24 protein-coding genes are annotated in these 24,574 nt (G+C 58.5%); 15 read left to right on the forward strand and 9 right to left on the reverse strand.

Translation table 11 applies throughout. From position 1 onward, the window contains the following. Nucleotides 1-112: 112 nt before the first annotated feature. From betA to C7964_RS12585, 3 genes are all read left to right on the forward strand, one after another. Entirely contained in the window at nucleotides 113-1,771 is a 1,659-nt protein-coding gene (betA, locus tag C7964_RS12575; protein ID WP_110279987.1) for a choline dehydrogenase, read from the forward strand. Nucleotides 1,772-1,855: 84 nt separating this feature from the next. Further along, a complete protein-coding gene (locus tag C7964_RS12580; RefSeq protein ID WP_110279988.1) occupies nucleotides 1,856-2,500 on the forward strand; it encodes a thermonuclease family protein in 645 nt (214 codons plus the stop codon). A gap of 73 nt (nucleotides 2,501-2,573) precedes the next feature. Further along, nucleotides 2,574-2,813, forward strand: coding sequence for an HP1242/YdcH family protein (locus C7964_RS12585; RefSeq protein WP_110279989.1), 240 nt, complete (start codon nucleotides 2,574-2,576; stop codon nucleotides 2,811-2,813). Here the strand turns inward: C7964_RS12585 and C7964_RS12590 are convergent, their stop codons facing one another. The 3 genes from C7964_RS12590 to C7964_RS12600 are packed head-to-tail and all read right to left on the reverse strand — an operon-like array spanning nucleotide 2,814 to nucleotide 5,975. Then, the gene (locus C7964_RS12590) at nucleotides 2,814-3,266 is read right to left on the reverse strand and encodes an SRPBCC family protein (RefSeq protein WP_110279990.1); all 453 of its coding nucleotides are present in this window, start codon (nucleotides 3,264-3,266) and stop codon (nucleotides 2,814-2,816) included. A gap of 45 nt (nucleotides 3,267-3,311) precedes the next feature. Then, entirely contained in the window at nucleotides 3,312-4,712 is a 1,401-nt protein-coding gene (locus tag C7964_RS12595; protein ID WP_110279991.1) for a helix-turn-helix domain-containing protein, read from the reverse strand. Nucleotides 4,713-4,763: 51 nt separating this feature from the next. Beyond that, a complete protein-coding gene (locus C7964_RS12600; protein WP_110279992.1) occupies nucleotides 4,764-5,975 on the reverse strand; it encodes a multidrug effflux MFS transporter in 1,212 nt (403 codons plus the stop codon). 187 nt (nucleotides 5,976-6,162) lie between these two features. Here C7964_RS12600 and C7964_RS12605 point away from each other — a divergent pair, with 187 nt between their 5' ends. The 6 genes from C7964_RS12605 to C7964_RS12625 all read left to right on the forward strand — a co-directional run bounded on the left by C7964_RS12605 (nucleotide 6,163) and on the right by C7964_RS12625 (nucleotide 11,618). After that, entirely contained in the window at nucleotides 6,163-7,695 is a 1,533-nt protein-coding gene (locus C7964_RS12605) for an acyl-CoA carboxylase subunit beta (RefSeq protein ID WP_110280261.1), read from the forward strand. A gap of 330 nt (nucleotides 7,696-8,025) precedes the next feature. Further along, nucleotides 8,026-8,166, forward strand: a complete 141-nt coding sequence (locus tag C7964_RS19980; protein ID WP_181417169.1) for a hypothetical protein — start codon at nucleotides 8,026-8,028, stop codon at nucleotides 8,164-8,166. An 86-nt stretch (nucleotides 8,167-8,252) separates the two neighbouring features. Continuing rightward, nucleotides 8,253-8,603, forward strand: a complete 351-nt coding sequence (locus tag C7964_RS12610; protein ID WP_181417192.1) for a hypothetical protein — start codon at nucleotides 8,253-8,255, stop codon at nucleotides 8,601-8,603. Nucleotides 8,604-8,943: 340 nt separating this feature from the next. Continuing rightward, nucleotides 8,944-9,150, forward strand: a complete 207-nt coding sequence (locus tag C7964_RS12615) for a hypothetical protein (RefSeq protein ID WP_110279994.1) — start codon at nucleotides 8,944-8,946, stop codon at nucleotides 9,148-9,150. Nucleotides 9,151-9,247: 97 nt separating this feature from the next. Continuing rightward, the gene (locus tag C7964_RS12620; RefSeq protein ID WP_110279995.1) at nucleotides 9,248-11,245 is read left to right on the forward strand and encodes an acetyl-CoA carboxylase biotin carboxylase subunit; all 1,998 of its coding nucleotides are present in this window, start codon (nucleotides 9,248-9,250) and stop codon (nucleotides 11,243-11,245) included. A gap of 1 nt (nucleotide 11,246) precedes the next feature. Next, nucleotides 11,247-11,618, forward strand: coding sequence for a hypothetical protein (locus C7964_RS12625; RefSeq protein ID WP_110279996.1), 372 nt, complete (start codon nucleotides 11,247-11,249; stop codon nucleotides 11,616-11,618). A gap of 6 nt (nucleotides 11,619-11,624) precedes the next feature. On the opposite strand, the gene C7964_RS12630 is transcribed toward C7964_RS12625, so the two are convergent. Further along, nucleotides 11,625-12,086, reverse strand: coding sequence for a DUF4174 domain-containing protein (locus tag C7964_RS12630; protein WP_110279997.1), 462 nt, complete (start codon nucleotides 12,084-12,086; stop codon nucleotides 11,625-11,627). 101 nt (nucleotides 12,087-12,187) lie between these two features. On the opposite strand from C7964_RS12630, the gene scpA reads away from it, so the two are divergent. Genes scpA through C7964_RS12660 form a run of 6 tightly spaced genes read left to right on the forward strand, consistent with a single transcriptional unit; the run spans nucleotide 12,188 to nucleotide 17,504 of the window. After that, nucleotides 12,188-14,314: a methylmalonyl-CoA mutase gene (scpA, locus tag C7964_RS12635; protein WP_110279998.1), complete on the forward strand. Its 2,127-nt coding sequence runs from the start codon at nucleotides 12,188-12,190 to the stop codon at nucleotides 14,312-14,314. A gap of 9 nt (nucleotides 14,315-14,323) precedes the next feature. After that, nucleotides 14,324-14,935, forward strand: coding sequence for a VOC family protein (locus tag C7964_RS12640; protein WP_110280262.1), 612 nt, complete (start codon nucleotides 14,324-14,326; stop codon nucleotides 14,933-14,935). After that, a complete protein-coding gene (locus C7964_RS12645; protein WP_110279999.1) occupies nucleotides 14,932-15,399 on the forward strand; it encodes a GNAT family N-acetyltransferase in 468 nt (155 codons plus the stop codon). Before C7964_RS12640 ends, C7964_RS12645 begins: the two co-directional genes overlap by 4 nt. 15 nt (nucleotides 15,400-15,414) lie before the next feature. Next, a complete protein-coding gene (locus tag C7964_RS12650; protein ID WP_110280000.1) occupies nucleotides 15,415-16,095 on the forward strand; it encodes a molecular chaperone DjiA in 681 nt (226 codons plus the stop codon). After that, nucleotides 16,092-17,090 carry an endonuclease/exonuclease/phosphatase family protein gene (locus C7964_RS12655; protein WP_110280001.1) on the forward strand — a complete coding sequence of 333 codons (999 nt, stop codon included), beginning with the start codon at nucleotides 16,092-16,094 and terminating at the stop codon, nucleotides 17,088-17,090. The genes C7964_RS12650 and C7964_RS12655 overlap by 4 nt, the downstream gene beginning before the upstream one ends. A 36-nt stretch (nucleotides 17,091-17,126) precedes the next feature. Then, nucleotides 17,127-17,504, forward strand: coding sequence for an AAA+ family ATPase (locus tag C7964_RS12660; protein WP_110280002.1), 378 nt, complete (start codon nucleotides 17,127-17,129; stop codon nucleotides 17,502-17,504). Between the two features lie 7 nt (nucleotides 17,505-17,511). Here C7964_RS12660 and C7964_RS12665 read toward each other — a convergent pair whose 3' ends face one another. The 5 genes from C7964_RS12665 to C7964_RS12685 form a co-directional block, all read right to left on the reverse strand. Then, nucleotides 17,512-18,609, reverse strand: coding sequence for a PP2C family protein-serine/threonine phosphatase (locus tag C7964_RS12665; RefSeq protein ID WP_110280003.1), 1,098 nt, complete (start codon nucleotides 18,607-18,609; stop codon nucleotides 17,512-17,514). A 315-nt stretch (nucleotides 18,610-18,924) separates the two neighbouring features. Continuing rightward, a complete protein-coding gene (locus tag C7964_RS12670; RefSeq protein WP_110280004.1) occupies nucleotides 18,925-20,472 on the reverse strand; it encodes a Ppx/GppA family phosphatase in 1,548 nt (515 codons plus the stop codon). 39 nt (nucleotides 20,473-20,511) lie between these two features. Next, on the reverse strand, nucleotides 20,512-22,680 hold the full coding sequence (locus tag C7964_RS12675) for an RNA degradosome polyphosphate kinase (RefSeq protein ID WP_110280005.1): 2,169 nt from the start codon (nucleotides 22,678-22,680) through the stop codon (nucleotides 20,512-20,514). A gap of 55 nt (nucleotides 22,681-22,735) precedes the next feature. After that, nucleotides 22,736-23,392 carry a P-loop NTPase family protein gene (locus C7964_RS12680; RefSeq protein ID WP_110280006.1) on the reverse strand — a complete coding sequence of 219 codons (657 nt, stop codon included), beginning with the start codon at nucleotides 23,390-23,392 and terminating at the stop codon, nucleotides 22,736-22,738. Beyond that, complete coding sequence (locus tag C7964_RS12685; RefSeq protein WP_110280007.1) at nucleotides 23,393-24,496, reverse strand: AI-2E family transporter; 1,104 nt, start codon at nucleotides 24,494-24,496, stop codon at nucleotides 23,393-23,395. Between the last annotated feature and the right edge of the window lie 78 nt (nucleotides 24,497-24,574).

The following is a 24,574-nucleotide window of genomic DNA, read 5'->3' on the forward strand; positions in this document are numbered from 1 at the left end:
CTTCCGCCGGAGGCTTCTGCCCTATGCTCCATGATACCAACACCCGCTCGTCACGCGCTTGCGCGCATTCTTCGTTCCGCGACGAGCGCCGTCAGGCGCAAGGAGCGCGCTGATGCAGGCTGATTATGTTATCGTTGGCGCAGGTTCTGCTGGCTGCGCCATCGCCTACCGTCTTGCCGAGGCGGGCAAACAGGTCCTCATCATCGAATATGGCGGCTCCGATGCCGGCCCGTTCATCCAGATGCCTGCCGCCTTGTCCTATCCGATGAATATGTCGCGCTATGACTGGGGCATGAAATCCGAACCTGAACCGCATCTGGGTGGACGGCAACTCGTCACGCCGCGCGGCAAGGTGATCGGTGGATCTTCCTCGATCAACGGCATGATCTATGTGCGGGGCCATGCCTGCGATTATGACTATTGGGCGGAAAGCGGTGCACACGGCTGGTCCTATGCCGATGTGCTGCCCTACTTCAAACGGATGGAGCACTGGCACGATGGTGGCCATGGCGGCGATCCGGAATGGCGCGGCAAAGACGGGCCGCTGCATGTCACCCGCGGCCCCCGCAAAAACCCCCTCACACGCGCTTTTGTCGAGGCGGGCCGCCAGGCGGGCTATCCTATCACCGATGACTATAACGGCGCGCAGCAAGAAGGGTTCGGACCGTTCGACGCCACAATCTACAAGGGCAAACGCTGGTCGGCGGCAACGGCCTACCTGCGCCTTGCGCTCAAGCGCCCCAACTGCAACATCACCCATGCCCTTGCGCGGCGCATCGTGATCGAGAACGGCCGCGCCGTCGGGGTTGAGGTCAGCCGTGGCAAGAAGATCGAGGTAATAAAAGCCAACAAAGAGGTCATCATCGCGGCCTCGTCACTGAACTCACCCAAACTTTTGATGCTTTCGGGCATTGGCCCCGCCGCACATCTTGCGGAGCACGGGATTGAGGTCATCGCCGACCGCCCCGGTGTCGGCCAGAACCTGCAGGACCATCTGGAACTTTACATCCAGCAGGCCGCGACAAAACCGGTCTCGCTTTTTGCGCATTGGAATATCCGCGGCAAAGCCAAAATCGGGCTGGAGTGGCTTTTGTGGAAAACCGGCCTTGGCAGTTCGAACCAATTCGAGAGCGCCGGTTTCATCCGCTCAAAAGCCGGCGTCAAATATCCCGATATCCAATACCATTTCCTGCCGATTGCCGTCAGCTATGACGGCAAGGTTGCCCCCGAAGGCCACGGGTTTCAGGCGCATGTCGGCCCGATGCGCTCACAATCGCGCGGGCAGGTCACCTTGCGGTCGGCGGACCCGAATGATCACCCGAAAATCGAATTCAACTACATGTCCCACCCGCAGGACTGGGAAGATTTCCGCACCTGCATCCGCCTGACCCGCGAGATTTTTGCGCAACCGGCATTCGATGAATTCCGTGGCCATGAAATCCAGCCGGGTGATGCGGCCCAAACCGATGAAGAGCTTGACGCCGTGATCCGCGAGCATGCCGAAAGCGCCTATCATCCCTGCGGGACCTGCAAGATGGGAGATGTGAATGACCCGATGGCGGTCGTTGATCCCGAAACCCGTGTGATCGGGGTCGCGGGCCTGCGGGTTGCGGATAGTTCGATCTTTCCGCGTGTCACCAACGGGAACACCAACGGGCCTTCGATCATGGTTGGCGAGAAGGCGGCAGATCATATCCTGCAACGGCAACCTTTGGCGCCCGCAAATGATCAGCCGTGGATCCACCCGCATTGGGAAACGCAGCAGCGGTAAGAAACCTGTGACATGTTAACACTTTCTTAACCTTTATACCCATTCGGGCTTGAAGCGGGGCTTAACTCTTCTCTAACTCAGAGAATGTTTCGCATACTGACCCTTCTTATGGCGCTCATCGCCACTCCTGCGCTTGCGGCCCCCAACGGCACGGTCCGCGTCATTGATGCTGACACGATTGATGTGGGGGGCACACGGGTGCGGCTTTTCGGGATTGATGCGCCGGAAATGGGACAACCCTGTTCAGCGGACGGGCGGCAGTGGGATTGCGGGGCCTGGACCCGCGATGCGGTGCGCAACCGCTTTGAAGGCACCTACGCCCGCTGCCAACAGCGCGACATCGACCGTTATGGCCGCGTCGTGGCGCAATGTACGGTCGACGGGCAGGACATGGGCCAGTTGATTGTCTATTCCGGCATGGCCTGGGCATTCCGGCGCTATTCCGAAACCTATGATCTTGACGAAAAGGCCGCCGCGATTGCGGAACGCGGGCTTTGGGCTGTGGACGTGCAGATGCCGTCTGATTTTCGCGCGACGCAATTCGCAGATGATCCGGTGCCGAACCGGAATTGCGCGATCAAAGGTAATATCTCGTCCTCTGGCCGCATCTATCACATGCCCGGACAGGAACATTACGACCGCACCCGTATTAATCCCGCCAATGGCGAGCGGTGGTTTTGTACGCAGGCCGAGGCCGAAGCCGCAGGTTGGCGCGCGGCCCGTCGGTAGTTGATCCGGATCAATGAAAGCGGCGCTCGGGGACACTAGGATCACAGTGACCAATCAACAAAGGACTATTGTGATGTCGCATACCCCGCACGAGCTTATCGAAGAGTTTCCAGACCAGATCGCAGCAATGCAATCGCTCAAGGAAAATGACGCTCATTTCGCCAGGATCTATGATGAATACCATGCGATTAATCGTGCAATCCATCGGGCCGAGACAGATGTCGAACCCACGGACGACCTGCATATGAGCGAGATGCGCAAACAGCGCATGATGCTGAAAGATCAGGTTGCGGCGGCTTTACGGGCGGCCTGATCAGGCCGCCTCTCCGTCCTCGACGACCTTCTGGAAACGCTCAAAGAATTCGTCCGCCATCTTGCGGGCGAATCCACCGATAATCCGGCTGCCAAGCTGGGCCAGCTTGCCGCCCACTTTGGCCTCGACGTCATAGGTCAATTCGGTGCCGCCCTCGACTTCGGTCAGCACCACATCGGCCCCGCCTTTGGCAAAGCCCGCAACGCCACCTTTGCCTTCGCCGGTGATGGTATAGCTCTTGCCGGGCACGACGTTTTCCAGTGTCACTTCGCCTTTGAACGTGGCCTTCACCGGTCCGACCTTCTGTTTGACGACTGCGGCAAAGCCCTCTTCGGGCGAGCCGGTCAACTCCTCACAGCCTGGAATGCAGGCCTTGAGTGTTTCGGGTGAGTTGAGATGTGTCCAGACCGTATCAATATCGGCGGCAATGACTTTTGAACCTTTCAGTTCCATGAGCGTTCCTCCCTGTATGTAAACATAGCAGCGGGAATGCGTCGTTTAGTCAAGCTGATAGGGCAAGATCCCGCGCCGGTCGGGATCAACGCGCAACTGCCTTTCCAGTGGTGGCACAGAGCGCTGGTGACAGTTCCGCCGCTCGCAAATCCGGCAGGAAATCCCGATGGGGGCATAGGTTTCGGCCGCGCCCAGATCCATGTGGTCGGCATAGACCAAAGCGGGCGCATGTTTCACCTCACAGCCCAGCCCGATGGCATAGCGGCGGGTCGGGACATTATAGGCGCCGCCTGATTTGCTTACATCCCGCGCAAGGCAGAAATAGCGCACGCCGTCGGGGGTTTCGGCTAGTTGGCGCAGGAATTGTCCGGGTAGTTCGAATGCCTGATGCACATTCCACAGCGGACACGCCCCGCCGTAGCGTGCAAATTGCAGAGTTGTGGCCGAGTGCCGTTTCGTGATCGTGCCGGCCTGATCGACGCGGACAAAGAAGAACGGGATGCCTTTGGCGCCGGGGCGTTGCAGCGTGGAGAGCCGGTGCGCGACCTGTTCGATGGAAGCGCCAAAGCGCGCGGAAAGAACCTCAAGGTCGTGCCGCGTGGCTTGGGCTGCGGACAGGAATGCGCCATAGGGCATCAGGGCGGCCCCTGCGAAATAATTGGCCAGTCCCACTTTGGCGATGCTGCGCGCCTCGTCCGACTGAAAGCGGGCAAGGTCAAGGGTGGCTTCCAGCAACGGTTCCTGTGCGATGAGCGCCAGTTGCAGCAAAAGCTGAAAGGTTTGTGTGGCATGATTGGCATATTGCGAGATCGTCAGGGTCTTGGTTGCCGGATCAAAGTGCCGCATGTCGGCGACATCCTTGAACACGGTGGTGATCCCGTGACTGTCCAGCATGCGCACGGCGGCATCGGCCATCGCTTCGCCGGGGTTTGTGCGGCTGGCAAACCGTTCGGCGGCACGATCCACCGCGTCGATATAGTTGTCGCAATAATGGAAGAAATCGCGCACCTCTTCCCATGGGCTCGGGCGCAGGCGGGCGTCTTCGCGGCCCAAAGCCTCGTCCAGTGAGGCCAGCCGTTCATGGGTCTGGCGGTAGGCCGCATGCAGATCAAGAAACGCGCGCGCAAGGGCAGGGGCGTTGGCCGCAGCAAGGCGCATGTCAGCGAGCGCAGGGGCAGGGCCTGTAAAGACCGGATCGGCCAGCGCCTCGCGCATATCGCTGACCAGGCGCGCCTCGTCACCCGATTGCAACTCGGTCACGTCAAAGCCGAACTCCTGCGCCAGCCCCAACACCACGGCGGTCGAGACCGGCCTGTTATTGTTTTCCATCTGGTTGAGATAGGGCAGCGACACGCCCAGTTTTTCGGCAAAGTTCTTTTGCGTGAGTGACAGCCTGCCGCGCAGTTCGCGCAGTTTCGCACCAGCATAGAGTTTCTGAACTGCCATCACGTACCTTTGCAGATTTGCTAACTCACATTAGCCGCTGCAAAGAGCGCGTCAAGCGATGCGGCGTTCCCGCCAGACCACGAACAGGACGGACAGCATTGCCAGCACCGACACCAGAAGCATCAGCAATTGCAAAGGCAATGTGCCGCTTTCCACGGTCAGGATGCCACCTGCGAATTGCGAAAGTGCAGCGCCGCCGCCAATCATGATGGCCCCGCCAAGTCCGCTTGCCGTGCCTGCCAGATGCGGGCGCACCGAGATTGATCCTGCCATGACGTTGGGCAGCGTCATGCCGTTGCCCAAGCCAAGGAAGACGCAAAAGCCGAAGAAGTTAAGCGGATGGATCACGCCCGCCAACGTCAGCAGGGCGGACGTTCCAAGGCCTGCAATCGTAATGGCCGTACCGATCAAGGCCATGCGGTTGATGCCAAACTGCACTGAATATCGCCCCGACAGGAAATTGCCGAAGGCGTAGCCAAGGGCGGGTGCGCCAATCGCGATCCCGCTCCACACCGGTGAGAGACCGAAAATCTCGGATGCGACGAAGGACGCGCCGCCCAGCAGAGCAAAGAATGCGCCTGAGCCGAAGGCCGCGCAAAGCACGTAGCCCCAAAACCGCGGCGAGCGCAGGAGTTCGGGATAGGAGGCGAGCTGGTCGCTGAAACTGGTGCCTTTGCCTGCAACGGTTTCACCCAGATCGAAGTAGCACAGCGCGAATGTTGCCATGCCTGCGAGAGCGAGAAAGACAAATGTTGCATGCCAGTCGAAGGCCTGTTCCAGCGCGCCACCCAGCATCGGGCCCAGCATCGGCACCAGCGCCATGCCCATCGTGACATAGCCGATCATCGATGCGGCTTGGTCCTGCGGGACGATATCGCGCACAATCGCACGTCCCAGCGCCATGCAGGTCGCAACTGCGGCCTGAATGATGCGGAAGAACAGGAATGTTTCGACTGTGATGGCCATCAGCGCCCCGATGGTGGCGAGCACGAAAATAAACAGCGACCCCAACACCATCACCCGCCGCCCGAAGCGGTCAGAGATCGGGCCGACAAAAATCTGCAAGATGGCCGTCGCTGCCAGATAGCCGGAGAGGGCAATCTGCATAATGGCATAATCGGTGTTAAAATAGGTCGTCATCGTTGCCAGCGACGGCAGGAAGATGGACATATTCAGCGCGGACATGCCGGTAATCAGCACAAGCGTGATGATATGCGGTGGTGTGGTGCGATCCAGAAAGCGGATCATCGGTAAGGAAGCCATACACTTGATCTATGCCTCTGATCGGGGCTTGTCCATCGCTGTGCGAAAAAGCGATCAGAATTTCTCTTATTTGCAGATTTGCAAAAAATTCATTTAGCTAACTGCATTATTTGCAAATATGCCCGAAGTCGCTTCTCGCGCGCAGGGGGGCAGGCTATACAGACCCAACAATTGGCGGAGGTGTGATCTGATGGATGTCTTGCAGGAACTGGAAACGCGGCGTGAAGCGGCCCGGATGGGTGGCGGCGCAAAACGGATTGCCGCGCAGCACAGCAAGGGCAAGCTGACCGCACGCGAGCGGATCGAGCTGCTTTTGGATGCGGATTCATTCGAAGAGTTTGATATGTTCGTGGCTCACCGCTGCACCGATTTCGGCATGGAAAAAGAGCGCCCTGCCGGTGATGGTGTGGTCACAGGCTGGGGTACGATCAACGGGCGGTTGGTCTATGTTTTCAGCCAGGACTTCACTGTCATGGGCGGGTCTGTGTCTGAAACGCACGGCCAGAAAATCTGCAAGATCATGGATATGGCGATCCAGAATGGCGCGCCGATCATCGGGATCAACGACAGTGGAGGCGCGCGTATTCAAGAGGGTGTCGCCAGCCTTGCCGCTTACGGAGAAGTCTTTCAGCGCAATATCACGGCCTCGGGCGTTGTCCCGCAGATCAGCCTGATCATGGGGCCGACGGCGGGTGGCGCGGTTTATTCGCCTGCGATGACCGACTTTATCTTTATGGTCAAAGACAGTTCCTACATGTTCGTCACAGGTCCTGATGTGGTCAAGACCGTGACCAATGAACAGGTCACCGCCGAGGAACTGGGCGGGGCCGGGACCCACACCAAGAAATCATCCGTGGCCGATGCGGCCTTTGAAAACGATGTCGAGGCGATTGCCGAGGTACGCCGTCTGATTGATTTCCTGCCTTTGCATAACCGCGACAAGCCGCCCGTGCGGCCTTTCTTTGACGATGTGAACCGGATCGAGGAAAGCCTTGATACGCTGGTGCCTGATAACCCCAACATGCCCTACGACATGAAAGAGCTGATCACGAAGCTGGCGGATGAGGGCGACTTTTACGAAATTCAGGAAGAGTTCGCCAAGAATATCCTGACCGGATTTATCCGCCTTGAGGGATCAACCGTCGGTGTGGTTGCCAACCAGCCGATGGTGCTTGCGGGCTGTCTTGATATTGATGCCTCACGCAAAGCCGCGCGCTTTGTCCGTTTTTGTGATGCCTTCGACATTCCGATCCTGACCCTTGTCGACGTGCCCGGGTTCTTGCCCGGGACCAGTCAGGAATATGCTGGTGTGATCAAACACGGCGCCAAGCTCTTGTTTGCCTATGGCGAGGCGACGGTACCCAAAGTGACGGTGATCACGCGCAAAGCCTATGGCGGGGCCTATGTGGTGATGTCGTCCAAGCACCTGCGCGGTGATTTCAACTACGCATGGCCCACATCAGAGATTGCCGTGATGGGTGCCAAAGGGGCGACCGAGATCATTCACCGTGCCGACCTGAACAATCCCGAGAAACTCGCCAAGCACACGCGGGATTACGAAGACCGCTTTGCCAACCCGTTTGTGGCTGCCGAAAAAGGTGTCATCGACGAGGTGATCATGCCGCAGTCTACGCGAAAGCGGGTCTGCCGTGCCTTTGCCTCACTCCGCACCAAGAAAGTCCAGACGCCTTGGAAGAAGCACGACAATATTCCGCTTTGACTTACCGGTGTGATCATAAATTCGCGCAGAACCTGTCGCCGTTTTCTGTTGATGGCGAAGAACTGCCGATGACTGCTGTGACGTATGCTGCGTCCGGATACCATATTTGGAGCCACTTTTGATGTCCGCCCAAAATCTAGACAGGTCAGCGGGGCGCTGCCGAAATTCTGAGACTTTGCCGCAACAATGGTTGCAGTTTGGCTCGGAGGTCTTTGAGAAAAAAGAATTTTTGCCTATTGTGGTGGAGCGCGAGACTCAGTTCGCGTGTCCGCAGGGCCAAGGTGACGCAGATCGCCAAACGCCTTGCACGCATAGAGGCAGGCAAAAACAATGGTACAAGGACTTCTGGCTTTCACGGTGGCAGCGCTTATGGCGTTGGTTGCCGTTTCAGGCAGCCATGACCGCGCACCGCAGCAGATCACTTCTGATGTGGCCGCACAGCAGCACGCCAATTACGACGGGCTCTTCTAACGAAGACCGCTTTCTTGGATGGGCCTACGGGCCCATCCGAACCACCTCTCTGAGAATGGGAGGCGCCAATGGCTAACCTTCCATACATGGAGAAACACCGCGGGTTTCCGGGGCGTTTGCCCGGGACAGACTTTCAGTTCACCCTGCGGCGCGCCAACAAGGACGGGGCGACCGCGTTAAGCGAACGCATCCGCTATCCGGACCGTCGTCCGGCAGACCGCCGCGCTGATGCCGGTTTCATGCAGGCGCTTTGGGAAAATTTCGGCGAAGAACCATTTGTGCGCGGTAATCTGGACGCAGGCCGCCTGAGCTGGCTTTTCGGGCGTGAAGTGATCCCTGCCGAGGACCCGTTTGATCCCGCCAGCTATGAGGCGATGTTGCAGATCGACGTCAAAGTTGCGCGCCAAAACTTCCCCGAAGTTTTCGGGGATGAATGATGATTTTTGCCAACGTGAACAGAATGTTAACGAAACAATCTAGGCGGGAAATCGCTCAATTTCCCGCCGTGTTTCAACAAGACTATCCAGGGTCCGGATATTGCGGCACGTTGGCAGATGAAGCAGGTCAAGCCAATGCGGGTTCTGCTGCAAATTCTCTATACCGTTACCCTTCCCCTCATCGGCCTGCTTACTCACCAAGCAGGTCGATAACGGAAATCCGCTTGTCCGCACGAAAAAATAGGCGTGATATTGGATATCACGGGGAAATCGCTATTCATCGTGGCGCAGATTGCACCAATTGTGGGGCGGTCGACATAACAACGATAGGCTTAAGATTATGCAAAAGACATCAATCATCCTTGCGACAGTGGCAGTATTTGGTTTGGCAGGTTGCCTCGATAACGACGTTGAGCGCGGTGTCGCTGGCGCGGCAGGTGGTCTTGTGGCTGCCGAAGTGCTTGGCACAGACCGCACAGGAACAATGCTCGCTGGTGCTGCCGTTGGCGTGCTGTGCGACGACGCAGGCGTCCGCGCCTGCCGCTAAGGTAAATCACCGCGCCTGTCTGGGGCGTGCAATAAAAAGAAACCGTCGTCGGGGTGTGCCCCCGGTGACGGTTTTTTCGTTTTTGGGGACGTAAAACATGTTCAAGAAAATTCTCATCGCCAACCGTGGTGAAATCGCCTGCCGCGTGATCAAGACCGCCCGCAAGATGGGCATCAAAACCGTCGCGATCTATTCCGATGCGGACCGCAACGCGCTGCACGTGAAAATGGCAGATGAGGCGGTGCACATTGGCCCGCCCCCTGCGAACCAGTCCTATATCGTCATCGACAAGGTGATGGATGCGATCAAGCAGACCGGCGCCGAAGCCGTGCACCCCGGTTACGGCTTTCTGTCCGAGAACTCCAAATTCGCCGAGGCGCTTGAGGCCGCGGGCGTTGCCTTTATCGGCCCACCCAAAGGTGCGATCGAGGCCATGGGCGACAAGATTACCTCAAAGAAGCTGGCACAAGAAGCAAATGTTTCGACGGTGCCGGGTTATATGGGTTTGATTGCGGATGCCGAAGAGGCCGTGAAAATCTCGAATGAGATCGGCTATCCGGTGATGATCAAAGCCTCTGCCGGTGGCGGCGGTAAAGGCATGCGCATCGCGTGGAACGACACCGAGGCGCGCGAAGGGTTTCAATCTTCCAAGAACGAAGCGGCCAACAGCTTTGGCGACGACCGTATCTTTATCGAGAAATTCGTCACCCAACCCCGCCACATCGAAATTCAGGTGCTATGCGACAGCCACGGCAACGCGGTCTACCTGCACGAACGCGAATGTTCGATCCAGCGCCGCAACCAGAAGGTCATCGAAGAGGCGCCGAGCCCCTTCCTTGATGAAGCCACCCGCAAGGCGATGGGCGAACAATCCGTCGCTCTGGCCCAGGCCGTGGGCTACACCAGCGCGGGCACTGTTGAATTTATCGTCGATGGCGACCGCAATTTCTACTTCCTCGAAATGAACACCCGTTTGCAGGTGGAACACCCTGTGACCGAGCTGATTACGGGCATCGACCTTGTCGAACAGATGATCCGCGTGGCGGCAGGTGAGAAGCTGCCGTTCCAGCAGTCGGACCTGAAGATCAACGGCTGGGCGATGGAAAGCCGCCTTTATGCCGAAGACCCTTATCGCGGGTTCCTGCCATCCATCGGTCGTCTGACGCGCTATCGCCCCCCTGCGGAGGAAGCGACGCCAACGCGCGCTGTGCGCAACGATACCGGTGTGTTCGAGGGCGGCGAGATCAGCATGTATTACGACCCGATGATCGCGAAGCTGTGCACATGGGCCCCTGACCGCGCCACCGCGATCGAGGAAATGCGGCTGGCGCTGGACGGGTTCGAGCTTGAAGGGATCGGGCATAACCTGCCGTTCCTCGCGGCGGTTTATGACCATCCGAAATTTACCAGCGGCGAGATGACCACCGCATTTATCGAGGAAGAATACCCAGACGGTTTCGAGGGTGTGACCCTTGGCAAGACCGATTGCGAACGCGTCGCGGCGGCTGCGGCGGCCATGCACCGCGTTGCAGAAATTCGCCGGACGCGCATTTCGGGGCGGATGGACAACCACGAACGCCACGTTGGCGAAGACTGGGTCGTGAGCCTGCAGGGCGACTCCCACAATGTCGTGATCAGCGCCGACAAAACCGGTGCGGATGTCGCTATCGGTGGCAGGTCACTGCGGGTCGAAAGTGATTGGACGCCGGGCGATCCACTGGCGCGTCTGATGGTGGATGGTGCACCATTGGTCCTGAAGATTGGTAAAATCTCGGGTGGTTTCCGTGTGCGTTACCGCGGTGCAGACATCAAAGTGCATGTGCGCACCCCGCGTCAGGCAGAACTGGCGGCACTGATGCCTGAAAAGGTGGCCCCTGATACGTCGAAATACCTGCTGTGTCCGATGCCGGGTCTGATTGTGAAAATCGACGTGGCCGAAGGCGATGAAGTGCAGGAAGGCCAGGCCCTTTGCACCGTCGAGGCGATGAAGATGGAAAACATCCTGCGTGCTGAACGCAAAGGCAGGGTCAAGGCGATCAAGGCAGGCGCAGGCGACAGCCTCGCCGTGGACGAAGTGATCATGGAGTTCGAATAGATTGCGAGAATGGCTGGCATATCTGGCAGCCTTCGGGATCGCCCTTGCGTCTGCCACTGGCGGCTTTTTTGTGGGCTTTCGGATTGTGATGTCCAGCGCCAGGTTTGAGATGGCCGGCTTTTTTGCTGTCGTCATCCTGATGCCCTTGGCCGTGGCGCTGGCTGTTTTTATAATCAGCTATGCGGCGTTTTCTGACCGGTGGCTTGGCTGGACAAACAGCGTGATTGCGGCGGCCTTTACCGGCATCACCGCGTTGGTCTGCTTCACGTTGATTGTCCAAGACGTGCTGGAAGAGGTTCCAGCCGCAATCCTGTTGGTCCTGACACTGTTTTTCGGAGGGCGCTATCTACTCAAGCGCGCATCCTTTGACTGAGCGCGGTTACGGCTGGACCGTGCGCCGGTCTGCAATCTCTTGCTGGCGCAGGGGCATTTTGTCGATCGAGCGGGACAATTCGCGCACGTCATACGGTTCGGGTTTGCGCAGGGCGACACGCCCGTCTTTGCCAACCAGCGCCATCATGTATCCACGTGGTCGCAGTGTTGTCCGCACATCCGACATCGCATCGGGATCAGTATCGGTAATGATGATCACATCGCGTTCGACCAGTTGGTCGATATCGGCCATCAGCAAATCAATCTGCTGGCGAAAGCGCGGATCGTTGGGCGTGTCCGCAAAGACAACCAAAGGCCGCAGAACCCATTGCAGCGCATCCAGATCGATTTCGCTGCCGTCAAAGACGGTCGTGGGCATTTCTTCCCAGCGTTCCAGAACAGTTTTTTCCTGTGCCACTGCGGGTGAGACCAGCAGTGCAGCGAGGGCGATGTTGATCAGTAACTTCATAAACTTGGATATAGAGGCGCTTGCGCCAAAAGCTAAGGGGCAACTGCATTTTGCATCAAACAAATGCGTGTCCGCCACCAGAAATACCGCCGGAGGTCACAATGTCTGACAAGAAAACTTGGGAAGAAATTGCCCGCAAAGAGCTACGTGGCAAGCCTTTGGAGGCCCTGACGTGGGACACGCTGGAGGGCATCCCTGTCCAGCCGCTTTACACCGCAGAGGATGTGGACGGATTGCCGCATATGGGTGGTATCCCCGGACAGGCCCCGTTTACGCGCGGGGTCAAGGCCACGATGTACGCAGGCCGACCCTGGACGATCCGGCAATATGCAGGGTTTTCCACGGCAGAAGAGTCCAACGCGTTTTACCGCAAGGCGCTGGCGGCAGGCCAACAGGGGGTGTCGGTGGCCTTCGATCTGGCCACCCACCGCGGTTATGACAGCGACCACCCCCGCGTTGAGGGCGACGTGGGCAAGGCCGGTGTGGCGATTGACAGCGTCGAGGATATGAAAATCCTCTTTGATGGCATCCCGCTGGACAAGGTCAGCGTGTCGATGACGATGAACGGAGCGGTTATTCCGATCCTCGCCAATTTCATCGTCGCCGGAGAAGAGCAGGGGCATCCGCGCAACGTGCTGTCGGGCACTATTCAGAATGACATTCTGAAGGAATTCATGGTGAGGAATACCTATGTTTATCCGCCAGAACCTTCGATGCGGATCATTGCCGATATCATTGAATATACCACCGCCGAGATGCCGAAATTCAACTCGATCTCGATCTCGGGCTATCACATGCAAGAGGCAGGGGCGAATTTGGTGCAGGAGCTGGCCTATACGCTGGCCGACGGGCGCGAATATGTGCGCACTGCCATCGCGCGCGGCATGGATGTGGATAAATTCGCCGGACGCCTCAGCTTTTTCTTTGCCATTGGCATGAACTTCTTCATGGAGGCCGCCAAGCTGCGCGCCGCACGTCTGCTCTGGTCGCGGATCATGGCCGAGTTTGAGCCCAAAGACCCCAAGTCATCCATGCTGCGCACCCATTGCCAGACTTCGGGCGTGTCGTTGCAGGAACAGGACCCGTATAACAACGTCATCCGCACCGCCTATGAGGCGATGAGTGCTGTGCTGGGCGGCACCCAGTCGCTGCACACCAACGCGCTGGACGAGGCGATTGCCTTGCCCACCGAATTCAGCGCACGGATTGCCCGCAATACCCAATTGATCCTGCAAGAGGAAACAGGGGTTACCAATGTGGTCGATCCTTTGGCGGGCTCATATTACGTCGAAAAGCTGACCCATGATCTGGCGGAACAGGCCTGGAAGCTGATCGAAGAGGTTGAAGAGATGGGCGGCATGACCAAGGCCGTGGCCTCTGGCATGCCCAAACTGCGGATCGAGGAAACGGCTGCCAAGCGGCAGGCGGGGATTGACCGTGGCACCGAAGTGGTCGTGGGCGTCAACAAGTACCGCAAGGACAACGAAGACCCCATCGACATTCTGGATATCGACAATGAGGCGGTGCGCCTGTCGCAGATCGCGCGGATCGAGGCCACGAAAGCGGCCCGTGATGAAGCCGCCTGCGCGGCTGCCCTTACCGAAATCACCCGCCGCGCCCATGAAGGCGGCAACTTGCTCGAAGCCGCGGTCGATGCATCACGCGCCCGCGCCACAGTCGGAGAGATCAGCATGGCCATGGAAAAAGCATTCGGACGGCACCGCGCCGAGGTGAAGACATTGGCGGGCGTTTACGGCGCAGCCTATGAGGGCGACGCAGGCTTTGCGGCCATTCAGGAAAGCGTTGAAAAATTCGCCGAAGAAGAGGGGCGCCGCCCGCGTATGCTTGTCGTCAAGATGGGGCAGGACGGGCATGACCGCGGGGCCAAGGTGATCGCCACCGCCTTTGCCGATATCGGCTTTGACGTGGACGTGGGCCCCCTGTTCCAGACCCCTGCCGAGGCCGCACAGGATGCCATCGACAATGATGTGCATGTGATCGGTATCAGCAGCCAGGCGGCAGGGCATAAGACCCTTGCGCCGAAACTGGTGCAGGCGCTGAAAGATGCAGGTGCTGACGATATTATCGTGATCTGTGGCGGGGTGATCCCGCAGCAGGACTATCAGTTCCTTTATGATTGCGGCGTGAAGGCGATTTTCGGACCAGGCACGAATATCCCCAAAGCGGCGGCGGATATCCTGAACCTGATCCGCACAGCGCGCACATAGGAGCGAATGATGATCAAACTGGACCATCTTGCCGTTGCCTGTACCGACCTTGCCGAAGGCACGGCGTGGGTCGAGGAACAGCTGGGTGTGACCCTGCAACCCGGCGGGCAACATCCGCGTTATGGCACTTACAATAGGTTGCTTGGTCTGGCCGATGGGCTCTATTTCGAGGTGATTGCGAAAGAACCCGGCGCCGTGCCCGAGGCGGGCCATGCGTGGTTCGGGCTGGATGATTTTACCGGCCCGCCGCGCCTTGCGAACTGGATTTGCCAGACCGATGATCTTGCGGGGGCCTTGGCCAAAGCACCTGCAGCGGCGGGCAGCGCGCGCGCGTTGACGCGGGGCGACTTGCATTGGCAAATCACTGTGCCCGACGATGGCAGCCTGCCGTATCAGGGGGCCTTTCCGACGTTGATTGAATGGGGCGCCGGCATGCAGCATCCCAGCGCACGGCTGACGCCAAGCGGTGTGCGGTTGCGCAAATTGGAGGTCAGCCACCCTGATGCGTCCGACCTGATGCAAATGATGGATCTTGCCGACAGCCGCGTCGAAATGGTCACGGGGCCGTTCGGCTTGCGCGCCACCTTCGACACCCCCAGCGGGGTCAGGACACTGGCATGATCCGCGCCGCGACCCGGGTGGATGCACCACAGATCGCGGCAATCTGGAACCATGCGATCCGCGAGACGACAATCACTTTCAATCCGGTCGAAAAATCCGATGGGGAAGTGGCTGATCTGACAGCGCAGGATTGTCTGGTCTGGGAGGTTGATGGCCGCGTTTTGGGCTTTGCGCGGTATTTTCCGTTTCGGGGCGGCGAGGGCTATCGTTTCACTGTCGAGCACACGATCATGTTGCATCAGGACGTGCAGGGACAGGGCGGTGGGCGGCAGTTGATGGCGGCACTTTGCGCCCAAGCCGCGGCGGCAGGCAAGCACAGCATGTTCGCCGGATGCAGCGCCGAAAACGCAGGCGCTGTTGCCTTTCATGCCCGTATGGGGTTCGCAGAGGTTGCAAGATTGCCCGAAGTGGGGTTCAAGTTCGGGCGTTGGATTGATTTAGTCCTGATGCAAAAACGCCTGTAAAAAGGACCGTACTTTATGTCGATTTGGTCCCGCATGGCCGAAGCAATCGCAGCACTCGCCAAAGGTGAGGGGCTGTCGGCTGTCTTCGAGAAACTGCGCGCGTCACCGGATCGGACTGTGGCATTTGCGATCGCCGTGATCGCGCTGGGCGCAAAGATGGCCAAGGCAGACGGGCAGGTGACCAAGGATGAGGTCGTGGCCTTCCGCGAGGTCTTTGTGATCCCGGCTGCGGAAGAGGCGAACGCGGCGCGGGTGTTCAACCTCGCACGCCAGGATGTGGCGGGCTACGATATCTACGCACGCCGCATCAAGGCAATGTATGGCGATGACGTCAGCCCGTTGCGCGATTTGCTGGAGGGGCTGTTTCACATCGCATTGGCCGATGGCGTTTATCACCCCAAGGAAGACGATTTCTTGCATGAGGTCGCGGCCATTTTTGGCTTTGACGAGCGCCGCTTCCGCAGCATCCGTGCGCAATTCGTGGATGAAGCCGAGCGCGATCCCTACGATGTGCTGGGGGTGGACCCCACGGCGTCAAAGGACGAGATCCGCGCGGCGTGGCGCCAATTGGTGCGCGATACCCATCCTGACCAGATGATGGCGCGCGGCGTACCCGAAGAGGCGGTGAAGCTTGCAGAACGGCGGATGGTGGCAATCAACCGTGCCTGGGAAGAGATACAGGGGAACCACGCGTGAGGATCGCGACCTACAATGTGGAATGGTTCAACAGCCTTTTTGACCGCCACGACAGGCTGATAGACGACGGCACATGGTCGGCACGCTGGGATGTCACCAAGGCCGAGCAGATCGCCGGATTGGGCGTCGTCTTTGCCGCGATGGACGCGGATGCGGTCATGATCATCGAGGCCCCTGATACAAGCAACCGTCGCGATGCTCGGGTGGCGCTGGAGAATTTCGCCGCACGTTTCGGTCTGCGCGCGCGCGAGGCGGTGACCGGCTTTACCAACGAGACCCAGCAGGAGATAGCGCTGCTTTTCGACCCTGATGTTGTCTCTGCACGGCATGACCCGCAAAGCGATGCGTCCGTGCCGCGGTTTGACGGGGAATTCCGGATGGATGTCGATGTGGACGCCCATCCCGACCCGATTGTCTGGTCAAAACCGCCACTCGAGATTGCGATGGCAACCGGGAGCGGCCCTTTGCGCCTGATCGGGGTGCACGCAAAATCCAAAGCGCCGCATGGCGCACGCAACACGGCAGAGGCCACGCGGATTTCGATCCACAACCGCCGCAAACAACTGGCGCAATGTGTCTGGCTGCGCAAACGCGTCGAACAGCATCTGGCGGCTGGTGACGATCTGATTGTGCTGGGCGATTTCAATGACGGCCCGGGGCTCGACGAGTATGAAAAGCTCTTCGGGCGTTCAGGGGTCGAGATTGTGCTGGGCGAGAATGGCGAAACGCGGCTTTTTGATCCGCACGCGCAGATCGCCTTGGGCCGCAGGATCGGGGCAGCGCCGGTAACTGCGCGTTTCAAACGCAAGGGGCAGCCGTATCTGCAGGCCCTGCTTGATTACATCATGGTGTCACCAAGCCTCTTGGCGAAGTCACCAAAATGGCAGATCTGGCATCCTTTCGATCATCCCGATTGCTATGCGGATGACGCAGTCCGCGAAGCGCTCCTGATGGCGTCAGATCACTTCCCCGTCGTGCTTGATATTGATTTGTGATTTGTAATTGCACCCCTGCATTCCTATTTTGGGGATATGAAACAGATTCTCGCACTCACGGTCGCCGCGGCGCTTTTGTGCGCGCCTGCCATGGCAGAGGATGCACCCGAAAGCGACATGGGCGAAGGTCTCGACCTCATGGAAGAGGGCGCACGGATGCTGATGCGCGGCTTGATGTCAGAGATGGAACCTGCGCTGGAAGCGCTCCGGGATAACGTTGAACAGATGGGGCCCGCCTTGGGTGAATTTGTCCAATCGGTCGGTCCGGCGTTCGGCGAACTGCTCGAACGGATTGACGATCTTCGCTATTATGAAGCGCCCGAAATCCTGCCCAATGGCGATATCATCATGCGCCGCAGCCCGGACGCCCCTGTGTGGGAGCCCGAGCCTGACACAACTGAAATAGAGCTTTAGTGCGCGCCTAGTCGTTTGATGTACGGCGGCGATACCAGCTTGTGTTGCCTTGCGGCTTGCTCGGCGAGACCGGTGCGCCGGTTACCTCTGGTGCCTCTGTTTGCTGGAAATCCAGCGTTTGCGATGTGACCAGACGGATCACCCGTTTCTTGGGAATATCGATCGGGTCCTGCACAGCCGCCGCATTTCGTGCGGGATCGGGGTTGGTGGCGACAGCCTCCAACACCGGGGCTTTGCGTGAAGTTGCGTCGTGACGCTGGAACAGCGCCGATCCGTCCATGTCGTCTGTGCCGGACAGGGCAACATGCTGGCTTGCGCCAAGTTTGATGACGGTGAAGGCGGTATTGTCCTGATCCGGATCTGCAAGTTCGTCCAGAGCGGCCAGAAGGGCGCTTGAAATATCCATGCTGCGCTTCGTGTGCGTCTCTTTCAGGATCGCAGCAATCGTGTCATTCGACAAAAATTGCAGCCCGTCCGTTGCCGCGATGATGATATCGCCCTCCCGAACGGTTTTCGGGGTGTCGGGACAATCGATCTTGGCGATCGCGTGGCCCGCAATAGCAGAGGTCAGCGTGTTGCGGTCAGGGTGGTTGCGACCCACCTCCTCCGACATCGCGCCGACCTTGACCATCATGTCAATTTGCGGCGCCATCGAGTGATCCTGGTTCAGCTGTGTCAGGACCCCGTCGCGGTACAGAAAGAGCGGCGAGTCGCCGACTGACACCCAGTAAAGTTCATCCCCGCGAATAACGGTTGCTAAAAGCGTGGCACCCATGCCGTAGGAGTCAGGCCGTTCTTTGACATATTCGGTGATCCGGTCGTTGGCAGCGGTTGCTGTCATGTGAAGAATGCTCGAGATGTCGGTAATGCGTCTGCCCAGCAGCATTTCGTTCATCTTGATCTGGCTGAACACCTCGGACATCACCAGCGCACTTGCCACATCACCGCACATATGACCGCCCATGCCATCGGCGAGCACGGCAAATCCGGTTTCTTGTCCTTGGGGGAAGCTGGCGATCAGACTGTCTTCTTGATAGTCGCGCTCACCTTTCGTTGCCGCTGTTGCAACATCAAATCTGACTGCTTCGTGTACCACGTTTACCATCCAAAATCACTTCTCTGCCAACACGGCAGAATTTTACAAACACAGGTTAGAACCACCCGTGTTCCTAACCTCTGTCGATCATGCCACAAAATCTAGTCAAATGCGGCGAGAATCTGACTTTTGCGTGTCTAAATCGCGATTGTTAATCTTCAGTTAAAATATGTGCCGAAAAAATCGCACTTAATGGAAACAGTTTTTAATTTAGGGGGGGATTGTTGATTTTCGATTGTGACAAGATCCTCTGCCAATTGCCCTTGAGTCAGATAGACGGCGGAATCAGGTGAGTTGCCAGAGCCATTTTGCGCGCTTCCGCGATTACTTGGTGAATGCGACGGTGCTGGTCGCATCCATCGCCGTTGCCAAGGCTTCAAAGCGGACTTGTGCGACCTCACCAAAAAGCGGTCGGGCGTGTTCGGTCAGGCTCAACTTCAATTCGCGCTTTTGTGGCTTCCAATTCAATGTGCCGGGCTCTTCATCGGCGGTCAGCCAGAGCATGGCCCCAAGACGCATTGCCTTGCCGAGTATTTCCGCTTCTTTGATCTGACCTTCATCAAGCATCGCGAAAAGTGGCGTGAACCGCGAATTCGCGGTCTTACTTGTGTAGCGGTTCATCAGAGCAAGCCCGAGGAATACGCGCTCATAATGCTTCAAGCCACCCAGATTGGCCCGTGTGGCGTTGTCGAACGTGACCTCGGCACGGTAATCGGGGTGCGCGCGCCAGCTGACGTCATGCAGCAGGCAGGCCGCTTTGATGATCCGTTTGCGCTGCCAGTTCGCCCGGGGAAACAAAGGCTTGATGAACTCATACAGGACCCGCCCGAAGCCCGGCAAGCGGGCGTCCTTTGCTTCGACAAAGCGGCAAGCCTCGATCAGCGGATCGCGTTCGCGCAGCGCACGGGGCATCTGCTCATAAAGCATCCCTTCACGGATACCGTAGGATGAAATCGCGACATCCTTGGGCTTGAAGGTGCGGATCAGTTCCTTGAGGACAATTGTCGCAAGGGGGACCAGTGTCATGCGGCTGTCCGAGATATTGCAGCGTGCCCGCAGTTCGGTCAGGTCGGATTGACGGATGTATTCGGCGGTCTTGCTGATCTGCCGCGCGCTCATCCGGTATTCGTGCAGCACCGTCAGCGGATAACCCCGCCGTTCCATATCGACCCTTGCAATGGCCCGCCATGACCCGCCAACCAGAAACAGGCGCATCCCCGTGGCGTTGCCCATCTGGTCATGCAGCTGCGCCATGGTTTCGCGCACATATGCTTTGACCGCCTTGCGCCCGCCTTTGATTTCGCGCAGTTTCAATGGCCCCAGCGCTGAGGTCAGGCGATTGCCCACACGGCCATCCGCCAGATCCGCAAGCTCCATCGAAGATCCGCCGATATCGCAAACAAGACCATAGCTGCCGGGCCAGCCCAGCAAGACACCTTGCGCCGACAAGCGCGCCTCTTCCTGTCCGTCGATGATCCAGAGCTTGATGCCCGTTTCGCGCAAGACATCATCCTGGAATTCCTTGCCGTCGCTGGCTTCGCGCACTGCTGCGGTGGCCACGGCTGTCAGGGGCGGAATACCCATCCCTTCGGCCAGTGCGGCAAACCGGCGGATCGCCGACAGCGCCCGCACGCGCCCTTCGGGGTTCAGGTGCCCTGTCTGTGACAGGCCCGCACCCAGCGCGCACATGATTTTTTCGTTGTAAAAATAAGCAGGCGATCTTGCCGCACCATCAAACACCACCAAACGGACCGAGTTGGAGCCCACGTCGATCACACCCACGCGGCTGAGGCGTTTGGCGGCAGCATCCTCAAACAAAGGACGTCCGAACGGCCCCCAGTCGATTGTTTCTTCGGCAGGCGCTTGTGTCATCGAAACCCTCGGTCTTCATCCCCAGGGGAAGGGTATCAATCAATCATCCGTATGCGTCAACTGCGGAACATCGGATGCCCCTGCGGAACCACGGCCTGAAAGCGATGGGTTTTCCATGAAGAACCTGTGGCAGTTGAAGGCGAAAACCCCTTCCTCGACCGGTGCGCGGGTAAAGCTACCGTCTGCTGCCATCACCCAGCTTTGTGCGATATCGGCCATATTGGCAGCCATGATCTGGCTGACGATCTGGGCCTTTACTGTCGGGTTCTTGATCTCGACCAGTGTCTCGACCCGCCGGTTGAGGTTGCGCCCCATCCAGTCGGCGGAACTGATATAGACCTTCGCCTTTTTGGACGGCAGCGTATTGCCGTTACCAAAGCAGACAATGCGCGAATGTTCCAGAAACCGGCCGACAATGGATTTCACACGGATGTTTTCCGACAGGTCTTTGACACCCGGCCGCAGCCCGCAAATGCCGCGCACAACGAGGCTGATTTTCACGCCGGCCTGACTTGCCGCATAAAGCGCGTCGATCACGTCGGTTTCGATCAATGAGTTCATCTTGGCCCAGATCACCGCAGGTTTGCCTGCCCGCGCGTTCTCGGCCTCTTTGGCGATACTGTCCAGCAGGGTCTGCTTGAGCGTGAGCGGCGAGATCGACAGGTTCTGCAACCCCTCGGGCTGGGCGTAACCCGACAGATAATTGAATACCTTGGTCGCATCGCGGCCCAGATCGGCATCACAGGTGAACAGGCTCAGGTCGGTATAGATGCGCGCAGTGATGGGGTGGTAGTTTCCGGTGCCAAAGTGGGTATAGGTCACCAGTTTGTCGCCCTCGCGGCGGACCACTGTACTGATTTTGGCATGCGTTTTGTATTTCAGAAACCCGTAGACAACATGCGCGCCCGCGCGTTCCAGCCGTCGAGACTGGCGGATGTTGGCGGCCTCGTCAAAGCGGGCTTTCAACTCGACCAATGCGGTGACGGATTTGCCGTCTTCGGCGGCCTCGCAGAGCGCCTCGACGATGGGCGAGCGTTTGGAGGTCCGATAAAGCGTCTGTTTGATCGCCACGACATTGGGATCGCGCGCGGCCTGTGTCAGAAAACGCACCACCATGTCGAAGGTTTCATAAGGGTGATGCAGCAGCATATCCTTTTGGCGGATCGCGGCGAACATATCTCCGTCATGGTCCTGAACACGTTCCGGCACCCGAGGCGAAAAGGGGGGCCACAACAGGTCGGGGCGGCTGTCCAGCACCAGTTCGCCAAGATCGGCAATGCCGATCAAGCCGTCGACCTCGACTACGGTGTCTTCCGTCACATGCAGTTCCGACATGATCAGTGATTTCAGCGCAGGAGGTGCGCCCGCCGAGAGTTTCAGGCGCACCACCTCACCACGCCGACGCCGTTTCAGGGCCGTTTCAAACTCGCGCACCAGGTCTTCGGCTTCGTCCTCCAGTTCCAGATCACTGTCGCGCAGGACCTTGAAGGCGCAGCTGCCCTTCATCTTATAGCCGGGAAAAAGCCGCCCGATATGCAGCACCAGAAGCTCTTCCAGCGGCAGAAACCGGTGCCCTGTCTCGGCGGGGAGTGCCACAAAGCGGGCGATTTGCGCGGGCACTGGCAGAAGTGACCGTAACTGGCGCTTGTCGCTGGGCCGCTCAAGCTGGAGCGCCAGTGCAAAACCTTCGTTCGGCAGAAACGGGAAGGGATGTGCAGGGTCAATCGCGAGGGGCGAAAGAACCGGAAACACCTGTTCTAGAAACACGTCTTCAAGATAGTTGATGTCGTCGTTGCTCAGTGCGGCGCGGTCCAGAATATGGATATCCTGTTCAGCCATGAGCTTTTGCAACTCGGTAAAAACCGTTTGCTGGCGCGTCATCAGAGCGCGTGCATCGCGATCAATATCCACGAGTTGCTCGGCCGGGGTGAGACCGTCAAGGCCAGGGGTCACATTCCCCTCATTTGCCAATTCGCGCAGGCCAGCGACGCGCACTGTATAGAATTCATCAAGGTTGGTGGCCGAAATCGACAGAAACCGCAGCCGCTCGAGCAAAGGCACGCGCGGGTTTTCGGCCTCTTCCAGCACGCGCCAGTTAAAGCCGATCCAGCTCAGCTCGCGGTTGACAAAACGCGCGGGGCTTTCGGGGTCAATATCGAGTGTTGTGGGGGCGGGGTATGCCCCTTCTAAGAAATTTGCGTCGATCATGAAGGCCTTTTGTTCCGCATTTATTGCGGCAATATGACAAGTATTGCGGGCTTCGCTACATTTTGTCCAGCAACTCGGCAGCGAGTGCTTTGTTGATCTTGCGACCCAGCGCCAGGGCGGCCGTATCAAGACGGGCGACGATCTCGGCGGCGGCCGCATAGGACCTTTCAATGCGGGTGCTCAGATACTGGACCAGATGGGGCTGCGGGTTGATCTGCCGGTCGGTAAAGAGCTTCATGATCAGCGCCGATAGCAGCGCATCATCGGGGTTGGTAATTTGCGCAACGGTGGTGGCCTGCATCCGGCTGGCCAGATCGGGCAGGGCGATTGACCAGCGGCTTGGCGGCACATGGGATGTGAGCAGCAAAGTACCGCGTGCGCTACGCAGATTGTTGTGAAGGTGGAACACCGCTTCCTCGGCCAGAGGCGGCAGCCTTTCGATGTCCTCGATGATGACTGTCCTTGCATCTGTTCGGAAATCAGCGCCAATCGTTGCGGCCTCAATCAAAACCGCGTCATTCTGGCTTTGAAAGACGCGCGCCAGATGGCTTTTGCCGCTGCCTGTCGGACCGATCAGGGCCAGTTTGCGTTCCGGCCATGTCTCGGGCGCGGACAGCATCGCAAAGGCCTGCGCGTTCGCCTCGGAGACGAAGAAATCATCAGGCCCCAGCGCAACACCCGTTGGCCAGTCAAAAGCGAGCTGGTCTGACATTTAGTCGCCCCCGGATTTGCCGCGATAGAGCAGGCTTTCTTTGTACTGGGCCAGACCCCAGCGTGCGACCACACCGATCATGGCGGCGATGGGCACGGCCACCAGCATACCGACGAAGCCAAAAAGCGTTCCGAAAACCGACAGCGCAAACAGCAGCCACACAGGATGCAGGCCGACAGACCCGCCCACAAGTTTCGGCGTCAGGATGTTGCCCTCAAGAAACTGTCCCATCCCAAAAATTGCTGCGACAATCCCGATCCGGAGCCAGTTGGTGGCATAGGCTATCGTATCGCCATCCGGCACTTCGACACTGCCCCAGAACTGGAACAGTGCCAGCCCGACGGCCAAAGTGCCGCCGACCAATGCACCCACATAGGGAATGAAGGTGATCAAACCGGCGATAAAGCCCACAATAAGCCCAAAGTTCAGCCCTGCCAGCATCAGCGCCACAGCATAGTAAGTGCCCAGCACCAGACAGACGGTGCCTTGGCCGCGAATGAACGAGGCCAGCGTCGCGTCGATGTCGCGGGCCAGTTGACGGATCGTATCAACGTGGTCGCGCGGGAGCATGCTGTCGATCTTGGCGGTCATATTGTCCCAGTCGAGCAGCATATAGACCGCCACAACCGGCACGATAATCAGCAGAACAATGATGTTGATGAGCCCGAGCGCCGAAGACAGCAGCCCGTTGATCAGCTCACCGCCACGTGACTGAATGGCCTCGCCAATTGTCAAAAGCTGCTGATAGGCCACGCTTTGGTTGTCCATCAGCTGCGGGAAACGCTCGGTCAGGCCGGTGCGCAGTCGGTCGAACAATGCAGGCGCAGTTTCGATCAGCGACGCGGTTTGTTGCACAAGTGTCGGGATGACCAGCAGGATCAGCAGAATAAACACAAAGAGCGCGATCAGCGTGATAATGGCGACAGCAGCAATGCGGCTACATCCCAGGCGCTCAAGCCGGTCCGCGATGGGGTCAAGGCAATAGGCAATCGCCCCGCCAAGCACGAAGGGCAGGATCACATCGCCCAGAAACCACAAAGCCACCAGAAACACCGCTGTCGCGATGCCCCAGTATTTTGCTTGTTGTCCGACAGGAAGTGCCATGGATCATCCGTAATTGCTTGATCCATAGATGCGATGTGTCGCGCCATGACGCAAGACCCGGCCATCAGAAACTGATCT

The organism is Loktanella sp. PT4BL (assembly GCF_003201935.1).
Lineage (GTDB): Bacteria > Pseudomonadota > Alphaproteobacteria > Rhodobacterales > Rhodobacteraceae > Yoonia.